The sequence below is a fragment of the Wolbachia endosymbiont (group B) of Silvanus unidentatus genome, from assembly GCF_964028615.1.
Taxonomy (GTDB): Bacteria; Pseudomonadota; Alphaproteobacteria; order Rickettsiales; family Anaplasmataceae; genus Wolbachia.
This window is the reverse complement of sequence record NZ_OZ034795.1, coordinates 131959-152451: the sequence shown is the minus strand read 5'-3', so window position 1 is coordinate 152451 and position 20493 is coordinate 131959. Positions and strand designations below refer to the sequence as shown.

The window sequence follows — 20493 nt, the reverse complement described above, 5'->3', positions numbered from 1 at the left end:
TCAGATTAAGTCTGAATTTTAAATAGTTAAGTAACGTTGTGTTTTTGAATTGACTTTAATCTTTGATCATGCTTGTAATTTTGCATGACAAAAGGCTCCTTTGACGGAATGTAATTTTTTTGCACTTCACTTAAACAAGGAATTGTACTTTCTAGCTCTTTATATTTTTCCCATGGAGTTTTCCCTTGAAGAGAGCTATGAGGACGTTGTCTATTATAATGGTTTTCCCAATCTCTGAGTTTAATTTGTAGGTCAGGATCCTTGATGTTAACACTACTGTAAAATTCATCTAAATCTGTACGCTGAGCTCTTTCCACTTTACCGTTTAAATGCGGGGAAAATGGCTTGATAGGACGAAATTTGATTTTCCATTTTTTCAAATATTCTTGCACCCCATAAGCAAAAAATTCCTGTCCTCTATCGGTTTGAATTCTTTGACAATGAAATGGCATTTTTTCTCTTAGTTGTTCAAGAAAATCTAGAGTGTTTTCTGCAGTACGTCTTGGGTACAATGTAACAACTTTATAACGTGTACAATCATCTATAGCGGTATACTGATAAAGTCCAGAAGCTATTTTGCATACATCCATCTGTATACGCTCTCCTGGTACTTTACAGTTGTAACGCTTTATTTGTTTGCGGTAATGACGTTTAATACGTAAAAGACTTACATCATATTTTTTGAAAACTTTGTGTATAGTAGCCAATGAAAAAGAGAGATCATGTAAACGTTTCAATTCAGTTTGAATACGTCTTGCTCCTAATTTTCTAGTTTTTCTTAAGTGGAGAATAAGTTGATCACTAGATATATTGGTTTTTTGTAAAGGTGAGGTTTTAGGCCTGCTACTAAGATTTTCTAATCCTTTTTCACCAAACTCCTTGTAACGTTTACACCATTTGCGTAAGGTAAAGCGTGAAATATTATAGTGCTGACATACTCTTCCTGCATGACCTAATTTTTTATATAGGTTTACCCAATTCAGGCGTAGCTTAACTTTAGAGTCCATTTACTTGCGGCTTTTCTTGTTGATATACTTCCCACCATAATTGTAATAAGGTATATAAACTATCACAAGTACAAATTTCTATTTGATCTTACATTTTTATTGTAATAACCTATATGAATCACACAAATAAGCATTGTTCAGGAAATGTGAAAATATTAGATTTCTTGTCATTCCAGTTTCTGCTCCTGTCATTCCAGTACTGGAATCTACCGTCTTAAGCGTCAAGATAAAAACTATTGTTTTTTACCATGGCATTTAAACAAATAATGATTTTTCTTATGACAGCAACTAATGCAACTTTAGTGGCTTTGCCAGAAGCAACTAAGCACTGATAAAGAGCTTTCATTTTCCTGTTATGACGCATTGCGACCACAGCAGACATGTATAATGCTTTTCGAGCATAAAACCTGCCACCTATGATTTGAGCTTTGCTTACCTCTTCCGCTTTCATTAGTTTTTGGTGCAACTCCAATTAGACAGGCTATTTCTTTATTATCTAATCTACCAAGCTCAGGTACTTCTATGAGTAGGATACTCGCAATTTTGCGTCCAATACCTTTATAGCTAGTTAGAAGTTTGCTTTTTTCCTTCAAACCAGGGTCAGAGTCTATTATGTCTTCTATGTCTTGCCTAACTTGCTCTAATTGTTTTTTGGCAAATTCTATCTGCTTTACTATATATTTTCTGGCTTTTCCTGTCACATTATGTAAACGACACATATTTGCATCGCTTAGATTACGCTCAATTGCTCTTAGTTCTTTTAGTTCTTCTTGTTTTTGTGAAACTATACATTCTACTACCTCATCGTTTTTTGTGATAAATTCAGCATACTTTTCTAGCAATTTTGCATCTAATTTGTCTGTTTTTGCAAAATGGTTACAAGCTTTCGCAAACGCATATACCCGGTTTGGGTGAGCTCTATGAACAACTATACTATGTTCTTGTAACAATTTTACGACAAGTTTTTCATAACCGCCTGTTTACACATAATTCAACAAATATATTAACTATTTTTGACTTTATAAACTCAGATATAGCTTTTTCTGCATTTTCTATACGCTGATGTTTATTGTTGATTGAAATATCAAGTGTCTCTTTTGAAACATCAATACCCATAAAAACTGTTCTAGCCATTTTTGCACCTATAAATTATAATCAAATAACAATATAAATGATGTACAGGATTGTGATTCGATCTTTTAGGTCCCCCTACCGTTCGTACTACATTTTTTAAGCAAGGAGTGTACCGAGATTCCTACGATTTCTATCAATCCAATTGACAGCTTGCTCATTATAGCGTTGCAACTTTGATTTAATATACAATCCAATAGTAAGAGGCTAGTATCAGTACTATGGCAGGTTTTACCAATCGGAGGTGTATAAACCTCTTAACAATGTAGAGCAACATCTAGAAAAGTGGACAAGAAAGAAATATCCGAAACTTGGAAAAAGACTAGCAAGGCAACTTCTAGGAAAAATAAAAGAAGAGAATCCAAAGACTTTCTACCACTGGACATTAGGGTTAGGTCAAAAGGCTGAATAATGGAAGCTGTATAAATCGAGAGATTTACGTACAGTTTTGCGAGAGACTGACTGGGGAAGTTCTGCCGGTCTACTCTCCAAGATTTCACTTAATTCTACCAAGAGAAGCAGTACCTAATTCTTTCGCTTTGAATCTTTTATCTTTGCTTAGTAAGGGAAATGAGCTGGCTTTACCTATTATATTAAAATACCTTTCTTGCAGAACTGTATTTAAAGATTTTGGTCAAAAACTACAGGCTAAAATGGATCAAGATATAAAAGAACAAAACGATTCTAAAATTTCTCAGGAGATTGAGTTATGCAAAAAAGACATTTTAAATCTTCTCAATGGTGGTAAATCAGTATTAGACGTTCAATTGAAGCAGCGGTATAAAAAATACTATTCGTTAATAGATAATGAGATTGAAGAGTTAAAGACTCAAATTTTAAAAGAACTAGAAGATTATATTAGCAATACTAACGTTAATAAAATGTATCGAAGCCTTAATAATAAAAAGAAAAACGAAAAATCATTAAAAGAAGTAGCGTTAGGATCTTGTTCATTGGGTGGAATTTGCTTGTTAATATTTTTTTCACTTGACTTTTTATTTTTTTAGCAACAACCATTGACCCACCTGCTCATATGAGTATGTATAAAGTAAAGGTTTTTAGGTGTATAGGAGCTTCACCTTTAGTTTTTGCATCATTAGCACTCACAGTAGCAGGTGTAGCTTACTTAACAAGTTGTTATCTAAATCATAGTTTTACAAAAGAAATACAAGACTATATAGAGCAACCAGTAAAATGTATGGATAAGGCAACTAATAATAAAGAATCAGACAATTTTCCTTCTGACAATTATGAAAAAGTACAACCTTCAGCACCGCTTGAGGAACTACTACCTTCATACGAGGAATCGTGTTCATCACCACCGTCATACGAAGAATCGTGTCACAGTAGTTTAGGTTATATTCAACCATCTAATCCAATACAGCAAAATCAGTTGTTGTGATGAAGGTATTAAAGAAAACAAGCAAAATTACATTTGTAATTTTGCTTCCTTTATCATCACTTAGAAATAGCTGGTTATGTTATGCTTGCCTATACTTGATTAAGTATATCAATAGGTAAATAAATCTTAATACAACTTTATTATACTGGTAAATACATTTTATAGAATGAAAGCATGGAAGATTTTATAACGGCAAGAAGGAAAGATGATGCTGTGATATCTGTTTCTCAGGATAATGAGAAAAAAAACGTGTTAATCTTGGGACTCAATCAAGCAGCAAGGAATTTATTAAAATGTGAAGAAGGGAATTTACTTAATAAGCCGTTAATCAATATTTTAAGTGCAAGAGCAGCTGAAGATATGAAAAGCTATTTGGAGTATACTGAAGATGGGCGCGATTTGCCCGATATATTGCCAAAAGTGATAGGCTTTTCTTTAATCGACGCTAAAGGAGAAGATATAAAAACAAAGGTAAAAGTTTTTCGCACAACGCAATTTACTAATAGCAAGATTAATTATGAGCTATTGATACGTGACATTAGCCTGTTTCATAAGCTAGCAATGTTTAGGGATAAATATCTGATGGGTAAGAAATATAAAAAACACAACTTGTTTGATATACCAGACAATGATTCAACGATTTTGGAGTTATATGTCATATTGAATTTTGCCTTTGAATATCAAATTAATGCAGTTATAGGAATAATAGGTTTAAACAGCAGTTGTAATAAGGAAAATGATACACTAAAAATTATCATAGAACATTTTTATAAAAATTGCCGTAGTGATGATTTTTTAGGATGTATTGATGAGAATAAGGTACTTTTTATTTTGATGAACTGTGATGCAAATAACACATCTAAAATAGTTAATCGTATACATTCTTCCATTAACAAGCAGTTATTAAAGCGAAAACTATCAAGCATATCAATTATTTATGGAAATATAATTCAAAAACATAGTGTGAAGAATGCTTAAACGCTTTTGTCATTAATTGGTTTGTAGTATCTAAGTTCTACACAATATAAGGATTGTTTTTTATTTCTGTTAAGCTTATATTAAGAATTTAAGCTTACCTATGAGGTTACTAATCACACTATTTTTATCATTACTTGTGGGAGGAAGTGCTAACGCTAGGGTAATTCTGGATAAGGAGATGTTTTATGTAGAACTAGATGGAAAAGTAGATTTAAGATTTGGCTACGCTTTCAATAAAGATTCTTTTAGCTCTACAAAAGACAAGACCTCAAGCTATTCAGACCTGCGCTTTCTTTATTTGCAGCAAGTTTATCCAAATACACAAATGGGGTTTAATGTTAAGGTAGGAGTTTCTGGTATTGCAAACTTAAAGGCACTAGACATAGAAAAGTTAGAAATGGAGAAGTGGTATTTTATCATAAAGAACCAGGAATTTGGATCAATTGAATATGGTAAAGGAAGTTTAGTTAGTCAGAGTATGTTAATTAACACTTCAAAAATTTACACAGCTGCCGGAGGAATAAATGGTCATTGGACAAATTACTCAAATTTGCGCGGTAATGAAAAAAAAGATAATGATCCTGGGTATGATAAAGATGAGGTATTTTGGGTAAAACCCAATATTTACAGCGACTATAATGGACTAGAGCTGAAGTTAAAACAACCAACGATAAACTATATTTCTCCTGAAATCTATAACTTTCAACTTGGACTCAGTTATGTTCCAGGAAAAAATAATTTGCAATATAACAATCTAATAGCCGCTGGTCTTTCCTATAAAAATGGCTTATCAGATGAAATAAATTTTACTACTGCTTTTACTGGTGAGTTTGCAAGAGAAAATTTAACTGATTGCTCGGATGGTACTTCTGAAAATTATAAATGCCGTAATCAATTGCTACACTGGAATTTTGGCTTGAAGCTAAAACTTTTTGAACTTGATTGCATTTTTTCGTACGGTAATGGCGGTAAATCTGGTGAGAAACGTAGTCCTGAAACAAGTAATATGAATTATATAAATGCAGGTGTTGCTTATCATTCTGATTCTCGTAAAGTGAGCTTAACATATTTTAGTAGTAGCAGGGATATTGTAGGCAAAGGTACAAACGAATTAACATCACAGGCTTTCAGTCTTGAATATCCATTAGCTCTTGGCACTTCATACTACTTCGATATTGTAAAATTTAGTACCAAAGAACCTGAAATCGAAAGTAATAACTCCGGGTATGTGCTTTTGGCTGGGCTGAAGCTAAGTTTTTAATGAAATAACCGGTTTGTAAGTGTTGTAATGTGGTAAATAGTAAGCAATGAGAGTAAAATCGAGTTGTTAATATATGTGCTATTTGATATGATAAAAATAACTATTATATAAGATTTTTAATAAAAAGACATTATGTCACTAATCCAAGTGTAGGCGATTATTAATTAGTAAACCAAATCCTTCACAAAAGAGTACCTCATTTGATTCTCTTTTTTCTTTTTTATATATAGAAAAATTAGATAGTATTGTGAGTGCGGTTTTTTCTGTATTCTGATGCTTCTCAATTCTATAGTTCTCGGGTTAAATTTTCTTTTTTTACTGTTATTTCTCTTTTTCGTCGTAAAAAAGAATAGAAAGCTAAGTGAGGAGAAAGCAAATCTTGAACTTAAATTAGAGCGTGAGCTTCAAGAGGCAAAGCGAACTTTACTGAATAAGGATGAAGAGATAGTTGGGTTGAAAGTCAAAAAAGCAGAGCTTGAAGTAATTCTAGTGTGCCGTAGAGACACAAAGACTGTTCAGAAAAGAACAAGCTGAGTGCAAAAGCTACGCAACAGATGAGGGTGGGCCCCTTGAAGCCAGTTTACAAGAGCAGGCTTCAAACAACCATAAGCTGCTTTGGTAAAGAGCCAAGGTAGTGAGCGTTATGGAAAAGGCACAATTATGTGTCATGTGTGAAATAGAGAGATGAACGAAAGTGAACCACTGAACACGTGTCGAAACTTAATGCGATGATGTCAAAACCAGGTGCGTAGAATTCACTTGGGATAAACCTATCGGGAGCTTGTTTACTGGGTAGGTGGCGTCCGGCATAGAGGTGGCATGAATCTATTTCAGGCTATTGTGTGGAACTGCGGGAACCTGTCGTTTCGATGATAAGGGAGAAATCCAAAGAGCTGATCTCTGAGGGTGAGAGTACCGATGCGAAAAACAGGGACGGATCAGCTCGTAGTAGTGAAGAAGTTTCTGTAATGGAAATGGAGCGAAGGGGCTGAGTTATTTAGTTTTAATTATTTATCAACCGAAAGGGAGGAGTTAATGAATAAAACAAAGTCTTTTGATATACCAAAGCAACTTATTTGGAAAGCTTATAAACAAGTATCGAAAAATAAAGGAGCGGCAGGTGTAGATGGGGTCTCGATAACAAAGTTTGAGGAAAATCTAAAAGATAATCTATACAAATTATGGAATCAGATGTCATCCGGAAGTTATTTTCCAGAGCCAGTAAAAGCTGTTGTAATACCAAAAGCTACAGGAGGAGAGAGAATATTAGGCATCCCTTCAGTAACAGATAGGATAGCACAAACAGCTGCCACAATGTATCTTGAGCCGTTGGTAGACCAGAAGTTTCATGAAGATTCGTATGGCTATAGACCAAACAAATCTGCACTGGACGCGGTAAGTACGACTTGCAAGAGATGCTGGAAGAATGATTGGACGGTAGATCTGGATATATCTGGATTTTTCGACAATTTGGATCACGAGTTAGCATTGGAAGCAATCAAGAAGCATACAGACTGCAAATGGGTCATACTGTACGTTGAACGGTGGATGAAAGTCCCTATTCAGCAAGCAGATGGTAGTAAGGTAGTTAGGGATAAAGGAGTTCCGCAAGGAGGTTCGATAAGCCCTATAATTTCGAACATATTTATGCATCATGTATTTGATATGTGGATGAGACAAAACTATCCAACCATGCCATTTGAGAGGTATGTAGACGACGCGATAGTACACTGCAAAACTCAGAAGCAGGCGGAATTTATCAAGGTAATGATCGGAAAAAGATTGGCTGAGTATAAGCTAAAACTACATCCTGAGAAGACACAAATAGTGTACTGTAAGGACCACTACAGGAAGGGCGAATTTCCCAAACAAAGCTTTGATTTTCTAGGCTACACTTTTAGACCTAGGTTAGCAAAGAACAAAGTTAAGGGTTATAGAGTCTTATTTATGCCTGCAATTAGCAACAAAGCCAAGAAAAAGATCCACCAAGCTATAAAATCATGGAAAATACACAGGCAAACATCTACAACCATGGAGGAGATATCAAAGAAAGTAAATCCCATAGTCAGAGGCTGGTTTCAGTATTATGGCAGGTTTTATAAATCAGAGATGCATCCAACTCTCAGAAATATAGAGAGATACCTAATAAAGTGGGCTAGGAAAAAATATAAGAAACTTCGAGCTCATGGAAGACTAGCGAGCCAATTTCTAGGAAAGGTGAGAAAAAGGTCTCCAAATATTTTCTACCACTGGGAACTAGGACAAGGATCAAAAGGCTAAATAATGGGAGCTGTGTGAGCTGAGAGGTTCATGCACAGTTCTGCGAGAGACTGGTGGGGAAGTTCCGCCGGTCTACTCTCCCAAAAAGAGCGTGAGGAAAAGAAAAAGGAAATAGAATTACTGACAAAAGCAGAGGAGAGGCTTACAAACACTTTTAAAGCTCTCTCTCTTGATGCTTTGCAGGTAAACAACAATAATTTTCTGAATTTAGCGAAGGAAGTAATCGATAGTAAGCTAAAAGAAACAGAAAGTGATTTCAAAAAAAGGCAAGCAACGATCAACGAAGTTGTCACTCCAATAAAAGAAAAGTTAGAAAAATTCGATAGTGAAATACGTGACCTAGAGAAGGAGAGGGTAGGGGCCTATGAAGGTTTAAGGGAGCAAATTGGAGCATTAATGAGTCAAACTTCTAGCCTTGCTAACGCCCTGAGGAAGCCTCACATTAGGGGAAAATGGGGTGAAATGCAGCTAAAAAGAGTAGTAGAAATGGCGGGAATGATTGAATATTGCGATTTTTTGACTCAAGCTTCAGTAATTGATAAAAATGAGGACAATTTGTTGCGTCCTGATTTGATAATAAAAATGCCATCAGGAAAGCAAATAATAATAGATGCTAAAGTACCACTTGATTCTTACATGGATGCTATGTCGCAAAATGATTTACAGATACAAAAGGAAAAATTGAAGAATCATTCTCTGGCAATAAAAAAACATATAAATGATCTAGGCAGAAAGGAATATTGGAACCAATTTGAAAATACGCCAGAGCTTGTGGTACTTTTTTTAACAGGAGAAGGGGTTTTCAGTGCAGCACTAGAATGTGAACCAGCTTTGATAGAAATTGGAATAGAAAAAAAAGTAATTATTGCAACACCAATCACTTTAATCGCGCTACTTAGGGCAGTAGCCTATGGATGGAAGCAAGAGATGATAGCTGAAAATGCAAAGAAAATAAGTGAACTAGGCCATATTTTATATGAGCGAATCTGCACAATGGGCGAAAATTTTGATAATTTACGCAGAAGCTTAAAAAGTGCTGTTGATCATTACAATAAAACTGCTGGTTCGCTTGAGGCAAGAGTGTTTCCTGCTGCCCGAGAATTCAATAAGCTTGGTATACATGCAAAAAATAAAGAACTCACTGCTGCAAAAGAGTTGGAATCTTTACCACGCAGTTTACATGCTGAGAGGTTGAAAGTAGATTAGTATTTCAGGTCTCCTTAACTTACATTTGCTGATTAAAACAACTTTCTAAAAATTTTTTTTATATAGCTCAATTTCTGCACATCATTTGCTGTATAAACAGGTATAGTTTGTTGCTCAGTACCAGGTATTTCTACAAAAATTTTGCCCACTTCTTGACCTTTTTTAATTGGTGCGGGTACCATATCTTTATACTCAATACGCACTTTAATTTTATCATGTAATCTGCGGTTATAAGTTATGGTAACATCGTTTGCAACTGTAACGGGCACCTTTTTATCTTTTCCATAAACAATATTTATTTCTTCAACTACGCTATCCTTAGCAAATATTTTCTTGGTATTAAAATGATTTAAGGAATATTGTATTAGTCTTTTTGCTTCCTCTATTCGCTCTTTCTCGGTATCCAAACCATTCACAACAGCAAAAATTCTCCTATCGTTCCGTTTTGCAGATACTATAATTCCATAACCACCAGCACTTGTATGACCTGTCTTTAGACCATCAACTCCAATATCATGGAAAAGTAAAAGATTTTTATTTTTTTGTACAATATCGTTATATGTCAAATATTGTTCAGAGAATAGATCATAGTATTCAGGAAAATCAGTAAAAATCCTTTTTGCCAGTGTTACCAAGTCTTTTGCGCTCATAAAATGGTTTTCATCTGGCCACCCGCTTGAGTTAACAAAATGACTATCATTAAGATTTAAATCTTGTGCAACTTCATTCATTTCAGCAACAAAATTCTCTTCTGATCCTGCGATACCCTCGGCTAGCGCTATGCATGCATCATTACCTGAGGCAATTGTAATTCCTTCAAGTAGTTCTTTTACCGTAACAAATTGACCTTCTTTCAAAAACATAGAAGAGCCTTTCCTTTCCCATGCTTTTCTACTTACTCGAAATTTATCTTCCATTTTTATTATTCCAGCTTTTAGATAGTCAAAAGCTACATATAAAGTCATTAACTTACTCATTGAAGATGGGGCCATTTTTTCCCTGGAATTGTGTTCAAAAATGAACGAGTCTGAAGCTAAATCTAAGACAATTGCTTGCTTTGCTTTGGTTCTAAACTGATATGAGTATGAGTAAAAAGGAAATATAAAAATTAATAGCAAAGTTACTAATTTGCTTAACATATTTATAATTTTAAATTTATAGTGTACTAATTAATAGTATGATTTTGCACGAGCATTTCAATAGATCTCTCGCATAAAACTTCCTTGACAAACTGCGCCAGCCCCCTTATTATGACAATAAGAGTATTTATCCTTGTTTTCGATCCGCGCGGGTTCAACAACAAAAATTCAGTAAAACACTCAGATATTTATTGGCAAATTACATAAAAATTATAGCGGCTGCATGTCTTTTTTATTTTTTCTACATTCAGCCAAAACGCGCTTATTTTAAGCGTTAGCACATTATTACAGCGCCAATTTACATTATTATAGGGTCAAAACTCGTTACACGGGGATTTTTTTGCCTTTTTTTTTCGCTTGGTAAATTTCTTAACATTTACAGCTAAAGCTTCAGGCCAGCACTTGATGCTGGAAATTTTTTGAGCACAAAAGTTATGCTAGGTTTTTGTTGGTAAGAAACCAGTGTCAAGCACTGGGATGACATAGAAGGAGCACTGGGATGATATATAGAAGGGACACTGGGATGAGGCTACTTGAATGACAAGAAGGAGGGAGCAGGGGATGACAAGAGAGGGGCTACTTTCATTTGCTGTCTTCAAAAATTTACAATTATGCTTCATGTGTTTTATTAAATATTTTACTTAAAAATTCAATTTCTTATTATAAGAGATAAGCAATTCATGAATAATGAAAGATTACAAAAAAGGTCATAGAAAGCGCCTAAGAGAGAGAATTATTTTAGATAACGGACAATCATTGCTTGATTATGAGATTTTAGAACACATTTTATATTCAGCATATAGTAGAATCGATGTAAAGCCAGTAGCAAAGAGTTTGATAGAAAATTTGGGCAGTTTAAATAAAGTTTTTAATGCCGATTTAGAAGCACTGCAAAATATTGAAGGAGTTAATAATGCAGCCATATCTGCTATCTTTTGTGTGAAACAGGCTTTTGTTCGTTCTGCACGAGAAGAAATAAAGGACCTACCTATAATCAATAACTGGGAAAATTTGCTTGATTATTTAAAAGTAAGTATAGGAAGCCTTAATAAAGAAAATTTTCGCGTCATCTATATGAATAAAAGATATCGTCTAATAGCGGAAGATCTGCAGAACTTTGGTACAGTAGATCAAACTCCTATTTACGTTAGAGAGATCATAAGACGCGCTCTTTTGATTGGCTCAACATCGATTGTAATATCCCACAATCACCCAAGTGGAGATATACAGCCTTCAAGTAGCGATATGTTTCTCACTAGACAGCTTGCAGAAGCTTGCAAAAGCATAGGAATAGAATTAATAGATCATATTATTATCACATTTAGTAGCTATTTTAGTTTCAAGGAAAATAGGCTTTTATTAGAGTAGATCTAAAATTGCTTTTGCCATTTTTCTTATTATGAAAGTAAAGCTATACATGAGGTGGTTGCCAGTGGAACAAAAATTTTCCTTCTGGAAGACAATGTGTGATTTAGGTAGTGGCAAATTGAAAGAAATACATGGTATTTGCCACTATTAGAAATCTCCTATTTTGATAAGACTTATGAGGTCTTTATTGGTTTTTTGAATTTTGTTGAAGCACTCACATGCTTACTCTAATATTTTGTTCACAGAGCCTAGTTAGCTCAATTTCAACGTTGATTTGTGAAGCTCTGAGTTCTGTTAGGGGATTTTCTGGTTGAATATCTAGCTTATTCTGTATGTTCGATAAACAAATTAAAGCCGAATCAAAAATTTCATCATACTGCTCTGCTTCATGCACACAATTGATTATTTCCTTAAATTTTTCCACATCTTGCGGCGTATCTTTTAATATTGCTCTTATTTGTTTTAGGTTTTGACGAATTTTTTCCTGATATCCAGCAATTCTCTCTTGATATATATCAATCATTTTTTGACATGAGGTGCCTCTAAATGGGTGTTCTGCTTTTTCCTTTATGTAGGAGCTCTGAAAATTTTTGCAACTAAGGACTGCTTCTCTACATTTTTTTATGTCACTAATTATACTGGTTATTGACTTACTTGCTTTCTCATGTTCTTCTTTTTTGATTATACATTCATCCTTTGTTTGGCTCATTTTATCATACAGATTTCTGCATTCTTTATATGATACCAGCGGTTGTAGTATTCCTTCCTCTACACCTTTATTATAAAAATTCTTCAACTCATCGCTTGATAGTATTCGTATAGCATCTTCCCTTTTACCTTGTGATTTAGGATACTTTTTGTTCAGTGAACTAATATAATTTAATAGGAAACTCTTAGTTAAATCTTCCTTTTTAACTTCTGATAATTTTTCTAGTGTTTCTATATATTTCAAAGTTTCCGCAAAAAGCTGTGCACCAGATGTAGCAAATCCTGGCAGTGGTTTGCTCTGCGCCTTATAAAAATCGGTTTGTAAAAAATCTTCGGCTTGTTTTTTTATTACTGAAAGTTCATTGAAGGCTTTTTCTGGATTGATTTTTTTTAAAATACTAGTAGCTTTTTTAATCGCTCTTTCTCTCTTTTTATTATCTTGTTTTTCGTTTAAGATTAAGCTTTCAGCTTCAGTAAAAGCATTGCCTTGGGCACTTTTGGCAATATTACAAACAACGTTTTTTACAACTTGCTTAGTTGCTACATAATCTATTTCCTTTGTAAAGCAATCAATAAATAGCTGCCAAATTTTTTTGTTAACGGACTTACTTGTCTTATGTTCTAAATCTTCTACATCTTTGAATCCTAAAATAGTATAGAGATTTTTTTCAATTATTGGTTCAGCATGTTGTTTTGCCACTTTACCTTTTATATTGAATAGAAATTCACTAATCTTAGTTGTGCCCATAATATTACCTCACAATATTAATGTTATATAATATAAAGTATAAAAGCTTAATGCTTAATTTTTACTTACTATTAATATAATTGAAGATTAACTTTGTTCCTATATTAAAACTTTAACTCCCAATTTATTATTAGTAATATCATTATATGAATCTTATGCCTGAATTTGGGAATATATTGTTATTGGTAGCCTGTTTGTTATCTTTAACGTATTTGTTTCTACCGTTTAGTTCTTACCGATTCGTCTCCTCTGCCATATTTTTTTGTGTGTCAGCATCAATGGCTATTTTGATCTACTGCCACATTAAAAATGATTTCTCACTTGAAAACGTATATTACCACTCACACACAACAAAACCTTTAATCTATAAGATTTGTGGTGTTTGGGGAAATAAAGAAGGGTCTATGTTGCTTTGGACCTTAGTGCTTGTCATGTATTTATTACTAATGGATATTTATATACCTTCTGTCATCCCAGTGCTTGACTACTTGGATCCAGACAATTTAATTGCAAATGAGTACATCAAATGGCAGTGTAATAAAAACTGGATTCCAGTGTCAGCTACTTGCATGACACCAGAACGAACTAATGGTAGTAAATTAAAAAAAATATCTCTTATCACCCAAGGCTTGATTTGCTTTTGTTTTTTACTGTTCACTTTACTTGAATCCAGCCCCTTCACTAAAATGCCAGGCATTGAAACAGATGGACTGGGTTTTAATCCGATATTGCAGGATATAGGCCTTGCTATTCATCCACCGGTATTATATTTGGGGTACCTTGGATTTAGCATTCCTTTTTCGCTCTCTATAGCTGGATTAATTTTAAATACTGAAGGAAATGTTTGGGCTAAAATTGTCAGGCCTTGGGTACTTATTTCTTGGTCGCTGCTCACTTTGGGCATCAGCTTGGGTAGCTGGTGGGCATATCGTGAACTCGGTTGGGGTGGATTTTGGTTCTGGGATCCAGTGGAAAACGTTTCTTTGATGCCTTGGCTAATTGCAGTGGCGCTGACACATTTGTTGCTCGTTGTACGAAATTTCAATACTTTAAGGAATTTCGCTATTTTACTTACGCTTACAACTTTTATATTGAGTGTGACTGGAACATTTCTAGTCCGCTCAGGAATACTTACCTCAGTGCACACGTTTGCAGATGACCCAAGATATGGACTGTATATATTAGCTCTACTTGGTGTAATTACAGTCAGTAGCTTAGTAATATTTGTAGTGTTTACGAGAAAGAATCACACATCTTTCCAGTATTCGATATTGGAATCTGAAAAGAAATCTGCTACTCAAGTGACAGAAGGTAGAAGATTCTTTTCACGCCTTACGATGATGCTGATGAACAATTTATTATTCATCACTGCCTTTTTCATCGTGTTCGTTGGCACTTTATACCCTACAGTGCTTGAGTATTTAACCGGTGAATTAATTTCAGTTGGAGCACCATATTACAATTCTTTATTTAACTCTATTGCACTAGCTATTCTAGTACTCACCATGATAGGGCAATACTGCAGTTGGCAGGGAAATAGTCTATTGCCAATATTCCGTGAATATAGATTTTCATTTTGTAGTGCTGCAGCTATTTTGCCGTTTATCTTTCACATGGAGCTAATGATTGTGCTATCAATTACCATCTCCATAGCATTATTAATCTTTGTTTTAGAAGCATATAGTAAAAGAATTTGTTTATTTAAGGTAGCATTTGGTGAATCAATTTTATTAGCAAGAAGAGTTTCTAAGTCCTACTATGGAATGATGCTTGCTCATGCTGGAGTGGCAATTCTAGTGCTTGGTATATCTTATTCCGTTGGTTGGCAGGAGAAAAAAGAAAACTACTTGGGAATAGGAGACAGCATAACAGTCAATAAATTTAAAGTTACTTTACGAAATATTGAGCTAATAAAAGAAAAAAATTTCCATGCAGTGAGGGGTACAATGGATATCAGGAATTTGCTGAATAATAAGATATTAGGTGAAGTAACTCCTGAATATAGATTTTACCTTGCGGAAGGTCAGAAAAATGTTGAAAGCAGTATCTACCACAATTTATTTTCTGATATTTATGTTGTAATTGGAGAGATTGATAAGAGTAAGAGCAAAATCGCAGCTAAAGTGCACTATAAACCTGGAATGTCTATAATCTGGCTAGGATCCTTTCTTATCGCTTTTGGCTCGCTCCTTGCTGCTTTGCCTTCTACCAAAAAAGTAGTTCCTTCAGTATCATAAAGTTTGCATTTTTTGGCAATTTAAACTTAAGCTAAGCAACACTAACCTCGCTAGCGAATTTTCTCTGTGTTCTGTTGTACAATAGGAAATAAAGATATATTTTCTAATGAAGAACTTACATGATATATGGAATCTACTTCCTCAGGCCTTTTAAAATATCCCTGCTTAATAGCGTCGTAGACAGAAGAACCACCAAGCAAGCAGTTCTCACCTAACTCTTCTTTATAATTTTTAAACTTTTCCAATATTTCCTCCTTGTTACTCACTTCTACTATAATTTTTTCTTCATCTTGCACATCAGAATACAATCTAGCATCTACTTTTCCCAAATCAGTATGAAAAGTCAGTACTATATTACCTATAAGGTCAGTATAATTTCTTACCCCACCTTCCGTTAAAATTTCTATCTCGCTTTCACCGATTGCTATCACGTCTCTTCGAAATTCTGTGCTTTCATCTGTTCCATTTATGATTTTTGCAACCTCGACTATACTATTCTTTGAGTATTTCAAGCAGAAAGTGAAGTTGTCCATTTTTGCCTCTTTTACCTTACCAGTAGTTGCGTTTTTTGCAGCTTCCAAAAACCTTAGAGAATAATGTATATAGCTTTTACGTGCTTCTTTCAGATTATCTTTGTGGTCTTTAAACTTCTCTAGTTTATCAATTACAATTATACTACTTAGAGTTTCAAGTACTGCACCTCTTTTTACCAAATTACATACTATGCGACTAGCAACTTCTATGTCCCTTTCAACTTGAAAAATCTTTAATTCACTAATTCTTCTTATTACATAATCTGTAAAATTATACTTATTCTCATAAGTATTTTCATATATATTTCCCTCACAAGTAAGATTGAACCTTACCCTAGATTTTATAGCTTCATTTACAACCTGTTCTAGCTGATTTATGTCTTGAACTTCATCTAATTTACAAAAATATTTACCTGGATCTTGCTCATCTAGTATAAAATCATTCCCCCATAGATTTACACTTTTGCGCAAATACTTTTTTCCATTATAGTCAGCTTGTGTTTTGTTACGAAAAGTTCCATAAATAACATCATCAGTTAAAAAGCACTCTTTAATATTAAGGTGGGGGTTATTAACTGCAAATTCTATTGGGGTTTTACCTTTTTTATCCTTTATATCAAGATTAGCTCCTTTCCTTAGAAGCAATTTGATAATTGTATCACAATGACCAGAACGAGTAGCATAATGCAAAGGCGTCCTTCCTGTGTCGTCCTTTTCATTAGGATCAGCACCTGAATTCAACAGTAAATCTATGCATTCTTCTGAATTGCTACATTCCATACTTGATAGAATATGCAGTATTGTCAGTTTAGATTCTCCTCTTTTAAGGTTGAGAATGGTTTTTAGATCTTGATTACTTTTATGATCTAGTAAAAATTTTTTAATTTTTTCAACATCGTTCTTATAATCCTTATAAGTAACATGTGGAAAGTCTTTAAAAGTACTTAAGAATTTTTTATTCAATTCCTTCTGACTCTCTGTTAAGTTGGACATGTCAACAAGCCACGTAGATATCAGCTTGCCAAATGCACTTCTTTCGACAACATCCGTTAAGGAGCAGTCATTGCGAAGTAGCAACGAGTATTTAATCAATTCATATTCATCATCTTCTTGTTGCTGTGTTTCTTCTGCTTTCTTAGAGTGCTTAAAATCATTTTTTATTAATTCAATCAAAAGCTTTAATGTGTTAAAACTTTTATGTCCCAATAAAGGATCTGCTTTGTTTTCAAGTAGAATTCTTGCTATTTCTGAATAGCCATTTCTAATAGCCCAGCATAACGGAGTACGCCCGTATTCATCCGCTACGTCAACATTAGCCCTTTTCTCTAATAGGAGTTCTACTATTTCTTCATGTCCATTGATAGTAGCACAATGCAAAGGAGTACACCCATTTTGATTTACTGCATCAACATTAGCCCCCTTGTCTAATATGAGTTCTACTATCTCTTTATTTTCATTGTGAGCAGCACAATGCAAAGGAGTAAACCCATTTTGATCTGCTACATTAACATTAACCCCGTTTGCTATGAGAATCTCTACCACTCCTATACTGCTACTTGCAGCAGCAAAGTGTAAAGTATTCCATCCATCTTGATCTGCTGTATTAACATTACCCCCTTTTTTTATTAAAAGCTCTGCTATCTTTACAAGATCATTTCTAGCAGCTATATGTAACAATGTACTTTGATCATCGAATGTATAATTTATGTTAAATCCATTATCTTGCCACTTTTTATACGTGTCTGGATCTTCTTTTTCCAATTCCTCTTTTACCCTTTCGATTATATTGTTCTCATTTAAGTCACTTATTGTCCTTAATATTTTTAACAACCGTTCATATTCCATAATTCTACCTCAAACTATTTGTTTTTGTACTATAGCTAAAAAAAATTATTGATCCATAATAAAATAACCAACACCAGAGTAAGCGGTTTGCTGCTAACATATTTAAAAATGTTATGAACTTAATAAGAGAAAAAAATACCCCTGTAATGGAGCAATATTTGAACCTGAAAGCTCAATACAAGGATCATCTGCTATTTTATAGGCTAGGAGATTTTTATGAATTGTTTTTCGATGATGCTATTAAAGCTGCGAAATTGCTGAATATAGTGCTAACCAAGAGGGGCAATTCAAATGGGCAAGAAATACCAATGTGTGGAGTGCCAGCACACAGTAGCGAATCTTACCTACACAAGCTAATAGATTTAGGATTCAAAGTAGCAATCTGTGACCAATTAGAAACTGCTGATGAAGCAAAAAAGAGGGGCTATAAATCCATAGTAAAGCGTGATGTAGTGCGAGTTGTAACTCCAGGTACAATTATAGAAGATTCACTACTGGAGGATAAAAGCAATAATTATCTCGCATCCATAGTTGAACAAAATGACGAATATGCTATTAGTTGGCTTGAATTATCGACGGGAAAATTTTTTCACACTTTAACGAGTTTGAAAGCTCTAGATAGTGATTTATTGCGTATATCACCAAGAGAATTATTAATTTCTGAAAAATTCACTGAGGATGAAAAAATTAGATCGATGTTAAAAAATTATAAAATATCAATTACGCAACACGCACAGAGCTTTTTTGAGTATAGTAAATCTCACAGAACATTATGCGAGTTTTATAAAATCAGGGAACTTGGGAGTATAGGAAATTTCAGCAAAGTAGAAATCATGGCGTGTGGTGCACTGCTTGAATATGTCAGAGTAACGCAAAGGGGCTCCATTCCAAGGCTTGAATTCCCAAAAACCTATAAGCAACAAAATTTCATGCTTATTGATGCTTCAGCAAGGAGAAATCTTGAGTTGTTTTCAACTCAATTTGGTGAAAAGAAAGGTTCACTAATTTCAGTTATTGATCATACAGTTACAGCTTCTGGTGGACGCCTGCTCAAACAAATGCTCGCTTCACCCCTTGCTTGCTCTAAGGCAATTAATTTGAGGCTCAGCACCGCTCAATTTTTTGTAAATAATCATGATTCACGCAGAAAAATACGAGAGATATTATCTAACATTCCGGATATTGAAAGGTCTTTATCGCGCTTAATACTAGGGCGTGGTTCACCAAAGGATATGAACCTATTGAAAATAGGCCTAGGAAAGACTTTAGAATTGTCTGAGTTTCTGTCTACCTTGCATAATTATTGTTTAAGTGAAAAATCAGAAATTAACTCTCAGATGTCATTCCAGTGCTTGACCAGAGAAAAGGAACCAGTTCAGGTGATAAGTAGTGACGAGAGTGAACTAAGCACAATACATAAAAGTCTTGGTAATCATAAAGATCTATTCGAGCTTCTAAACAGCGCTATACTTGATAACAACCTCAGTTCCGTAAAAGAAGGAGGATTTATCAATCCAAAATACAACTCAGAATTATCTGAGTTATCTTATATATTGAACAACAGTAACAAGTTGGTAACTAAGCTCCGTGAATCTTATCGCGACCTAACTGGCATTGCTGCACTCAAAATATTACACAACAATATACTTGGTTATTACGTTGAAGTGTCGGCAAATCACAAAATAACTTCGGATATATTTATTCATAGACAAAGCTTAGCAAATAGCATGCGCTACACTACTAATGAATTGAAAGAACTAGAAAATAAAATTCTTACGGCACGTGATGCTGCAATCGGCTTAGAAATGAAAATTTTTAGTGAACTGTGTAGTGAAGTCGCTAAAGAATCTGAAAAAATTGCTCTTGCTGCAAATGCTTTGGCAAAACTTGATATTAGAACCGCGTTTGCAGAGCTTGCAGTGCAAAATAATTACGTAAAACCCATCATTGATGACAGCAAAGAGTTCAATATCTGTAGCGGAAGACATCCAGTGGTTGAAGTTAACGATAAATTCATTGCAAATAGCATCAATTTAGCTGGTATACATCTAATTACTGGTCCTAATATGGCTGGAAAAAGCACTTTTTTGAGGCAAAACGCTCTCATTGCAGTTTTAGCTCACATGGGGTCATTTGTGCCAGCAGAGAGTGCGCATATTGGAGTGATTGACAAGATATTTAGCAGGGTTGGTGCAACAGATAATATAACAGCTGGTTATTCTACCTTCATGGTAGAGATGATCGAAACAGCAACGATAGTAAATCAGGCAACAGATCGTTCCTTGGTGATACTTGATGAAATTGGTAGGGGCACAGGAGTGTATGATGGATTATCTATTGCACAGGCAGTGATTGAACATATTCACAATGTAAATAAGTGCCGCGCCATTTTTGCAACTCATTATCATGAATTGACTAAAGTAGGTGAATACTTAGAAAATGTGAAATGTTTTTGTATGAAAATAAAAGAATGGAAAGGAGAAGTCATCTTTTTACATGAAGTAATTGAAGGCATTGCAGATGAGTCATATGGAATACATGTAGCAAAACTTGCTGGTTTTCCTGATTCTGTTTTAAACAGAGCAAGAGAAGTATTTGAGGAGCTAAAGGCTTGAGGAAAGTAACATTATATTACTCCACAATTATGGAT

16 protein-coding genes and 1 pseudogene are annotated in these 20493 nt (G+C 34.4%); 11 read left to right on the top strand and 6 right to left on the bottom strand.

Annotation, left to right across the window (positions count from 1 at the left end):
• Positions 1-26: 26 nt before the first annotated feature.
• The 3 genes from ABWU65_RS00675 to ABWU65_RS00660 form a co-directional block, all read right to left on the bottom strand.
• Positions 27-1007 (bottom strand): IS481 family transposase, encoded by a 981-nt coding sequence (locus tag ABWU65_RS00675; RefSeq protein ID WP_019078870.1) that lies wholly within the window; start codon positions 1005-1007, stop codon positions 27-29.
• Between the two features lie 353 nt (positions 1008-1360).
• Positions 1361-1957 (bottom strand): transposase, encoded by a 597-nt coding sequence (locus ABWU65_RS00665; protein ID WP_264685011.1) that lies wholly within the window; start codon positions 1955-1957, stop codon positions 1361-1363.
• A 16-nt stretch (positions 1958-1973) separates the two neighbouring features.
• Positions 1974-2141, bottom strand: a complete 168-nt coding sequence (locus tag ABWU65_RS00660) for a hypothetical protein (protein ID WP_214249406.1) — start codon at positions 2139-2141, stop codon at positions 1974-1976.
• A 536-nt stretch (positions 2142-2677) separates the two neighbouring features.
• Here ABWU65_RS00660 and ABWU65_RS00655 point away from each other — a divergent pair.
• The 8 genes and pseudogenes from ABWU65_RS00655 to ABWU65_RS00620 all read left to right on the top strand — a co-directional run bounded on the left by ABWU65_RS00655 (position 2678) and on the right by ABWU65_RS00620 (position 9265).
• The gene (locus ABWU65_RS00655) at positions 2678-3145 is read left to right on the top strand and encodes a hypothetical protein (RefSeq protein WP_353280083.1); all 468 of its coding nucleotides are present in this window, start codon (positions 2678-2680) and stop codon (positions 3143-3145) included.
• A 32-nt stretch (positions 3146-3177) separates the two neighbouring features.
• Positions 3178-3540 (top strand): hypothetical protein, encoded by a 363-nt coding sequence (locus ABWU65_RS00650; RefSeq protein ID WP_265016910.1) that lies wholly within the window; start codon positions 3178-3180, stop codon positions 3538-3540.
• Between the two features lie 174 nt (positions 3541-3714).
• Positions 3715-4518 carry a hypothetical protein gene (locus ABWU65_RS00645; protein WP_264685015.1) on the top strand — a complete coding sequence of 268 codons (804 nt, stop codon included), beginning with the start codon at positions 3715-3717 and terminating at the stop codon, positions 4516-4518.
• A gap of 100 nt (positions 4519-4618) precedes the next feature.
• Positions 4619-5779: a porin gene (locus ABWU65_RS00640; protein WP_265025370.1), complete on the top strand. Its 1161-nt coding sequence runs from the start codon at positions 4619-4621 to the stop codon at positions 5777-5779.
• 273 nt (positions 5780-6052) lie between these two features.
• Positions 6053-6289, top strand: a pseudogene (locus ABWU65_RS00635) (DNA recombination protein RmuC); the annotation flags it as partial.
• Positions 6290-6648: 359 nt separating this feature from the next.
• A complete protein-coding gene (locus ABWU65_RS00630) occupies positions 6649-6771 on the top strand; it encodes a hypothetical protein (protein WP_262986403.1) in 123 nt (40 codons plus the stop codon).
• A 43-nt stretch (positions 6772-6814) separates the two neighbouring features.
• Positions 6815-8059: a group II intron reverse transcriptase/maturase gene (gene ltrA, locus ABWU65_RS00625; protein WP_353280030.1), complete on the top strand. Its 1245-nt coding sequence runs from the start codon at positions 6815-6817 to the stop codon at positions 8057-8059.
• Positions 8060-8089: 30 nt separating this feature from the next.
• Positions 8090-9265: a DNA recombination protein RmuC gene (locus ABWU65_RS00620; protein ID WP_353280079.1), complete on the top strand. Its 1176-nt coding sequence runs from the start codon at positions 8090-8092 to the stop codon at positions 9263-9265.
• Between the two features lie 32 nt (positions 9266-9297).
• On the opposite strand, the gene ABWU65_RS00615 is transcribed toward ABWU65_RS00620, so the two are convergent.
• Positions 9298-10404, bottom strand: a complete 1107-nt coding sequence (locus ABWU65_RS00615; protein ID WP_012482049.1) for a D-alanyl-D-alanine carboxypeptidase family protein — start codon at positions 10402-10404, stop codon at positions 9298-9300.
• Positions 10405-11091: 687 nt separating this feature from the next.
• Between ABWU65_RS00615 and radC the strand changes: the two genes are divergently transcribed.
• On the top strand, positions 11092-11772 hold the full coding sequence (radC, locus tag ABWU65_RS00610; protein ID WP_019078756.1) for a RadC family protein: 681 nt from the start codon (positions 11092-11094) through the stop codon (positions 11770-11772).
• A gap of 214 nt (positions 11773-11986) precedes the next feature.
• On the opposite strand, the gene ABWU65_RS00605 is transcribed toward radC, so the two are convergent.
• Complete coding sequence (locus tag ABWU65_RS00605) at positions 11987-13228, bottom strand: hypothetical protein (protein ID WP_353280077.1); 1242 nt, start codon at positions 13226-13228, stop codon at positions 11987-11989.
• 146 nt (positions 13229-13374) lie between these two features.
• On the opposite strand from ABWU65_RS00605, the gene ABWU65_RS00600 reads away from it, so the two are divergent.
• Entirely contained in the window at positions 13375-15465 is a 2091-nt protein-coding gene (locus ABWU65_RS00600) for a heme lyase CcmF/NrfE family subunit (RefSeq protein ID WP_007302894.1), read from the top strand.
• Between the two features lie 50 nt (positions 15466-15515).
• On the opposite strand, the gene ABWU65_RS00595 is transcribed toward ABWU65_RS00600, so the two are convergent.
• A complete protein-coding gene (locus ABWU65_RS00595) occupies positions 15516-17843 on the bottom strand; it encodes an ankyrin repeat domain-containing protein (protein WP_353280075.1) in 2328 nt (775 codons plus the stop codon).
• A 113-nt stretch (positions 17844-17956) separates the two neighbouring features.
• Here ABWU65_RS00595 and mutS point away from each other — a divergent pair, with 113 nt between their 5' ends.
• Positions 17957-20458 carry a DNA mismatch repair protein MutS gene (gene mutS, locus ABWU65_RS00590; RefSeq protein ID WP_353280074.1) on the top strand — a complete coding sequence of 834 codons (2502 nt, stop codon included), beginning with the start codon at positions 17957-17959 and terminating at the stop codon, positions 20456-20458.
• The last annotated feature ends 35 nt before the right edge of the window (positions 20459-20493 follow it).

Excerpts from the sequence above, each read along its gene's own strand:
- ABWU65_RS00675 (WP_019078870.1), bottom strand. The coding sequence starts at position 1,007 with ATGGACTCTAAAGTTAAGCTACGCCTGAATTGGGTAAACCTATATAAA.
- ABWU65_RS00660 (WP_214249406.1), bottom strand. The coding sequence starts at position 2,141 with ATGGCTAGAACAGTTTTTATGGGTATTGATGTTTCAAAAGAGACACTT.
- ABWU65_RS00650 (WP_265016910.1), top strand. The coding sequence starts at position 3,178 with ATGTATAAAGTAAAGGTTTTTAGGTGTATAGGAGCTTCACCTTTAGTT.
- ABWU65_RS00645 (WP_264685015.1), top strand. The coding sequence starts at position 3,715 with ATGGAAGATTTTATAACGGCAAGAAGGAAAGATGATGCTGTGATATCT.
- ABWU65_RS00640 (WP_265025370.1), top strand. The coding sequence starts at position 4,619 with ATGAGGTTACTAATCACACTATTTTTATCATTACTTGTGGGAGGAAGT.
- ABWU65_RS00630 (WP_262986403.1), top strand. The coding sequence starts at position 6,649 with ATGATAAGGGAGAAATCCAAAGAGCTGATCTCTGAGGGTGAGAGTACC.
- ltrA (WP_353280030.1), top strand. The coding sequence starts at position 6,815 with ATGAATAAAACAAAGTCTTTTGATATACCAAAGCAACTTATTTGGAAA.
- ABWU65_RS00620 (WP_353280079.1), top strand. The coding sequence starts at position 8,090 with ATGCACAGTTCTGCGAGAGACTGGTGGGGAAGTTCCGCCGGTCTACTC.
- ABWU65_RS00615 (WP_012482049.1), bottom strand. The coding sequence starts at position 10,404 with ATGTTAAGCAAATTAGTAACTTTGCTATTAATTTTTATATTTCCTTTT.
- radC (WP_019078756.1), top strand. The coding sequence starts at position 11,092 with ATGAAAGATTACAAAAAAGGTCATAGAAAGCGCCTAAGAGAGAGAATT.
- ABWU65_RS00605 (WP_353280077.1), bottom strand. The coding sequence starts at position 13,228 with ATGGGCACAACTAAGATTAGTGAATTTCTATTCAATATAAAAGGTAAA.
- ABWU65_RS00600 (WP_007302894.1), top strand. The coding sequence starts at position 13,375 with ATGAATCTTATGCCTGAATTTGGGAATATATTGTTATTGGTAGCCTGT.
- ABWU65_RS00595 (WP_353280075.1), bottom strand. The coding sequence starts at position 17,843 with ATGGAATATGAACGGTTGTTAAAAATATTAAGGACAATAAGTGACTTA.
- mutS (WP_353280074.1), top strand. The coding sequence starts at position 17,957 with ATGAACTTAATAAGAGAAAAAAATACCCCTGTAATGGAGCAATATTTG.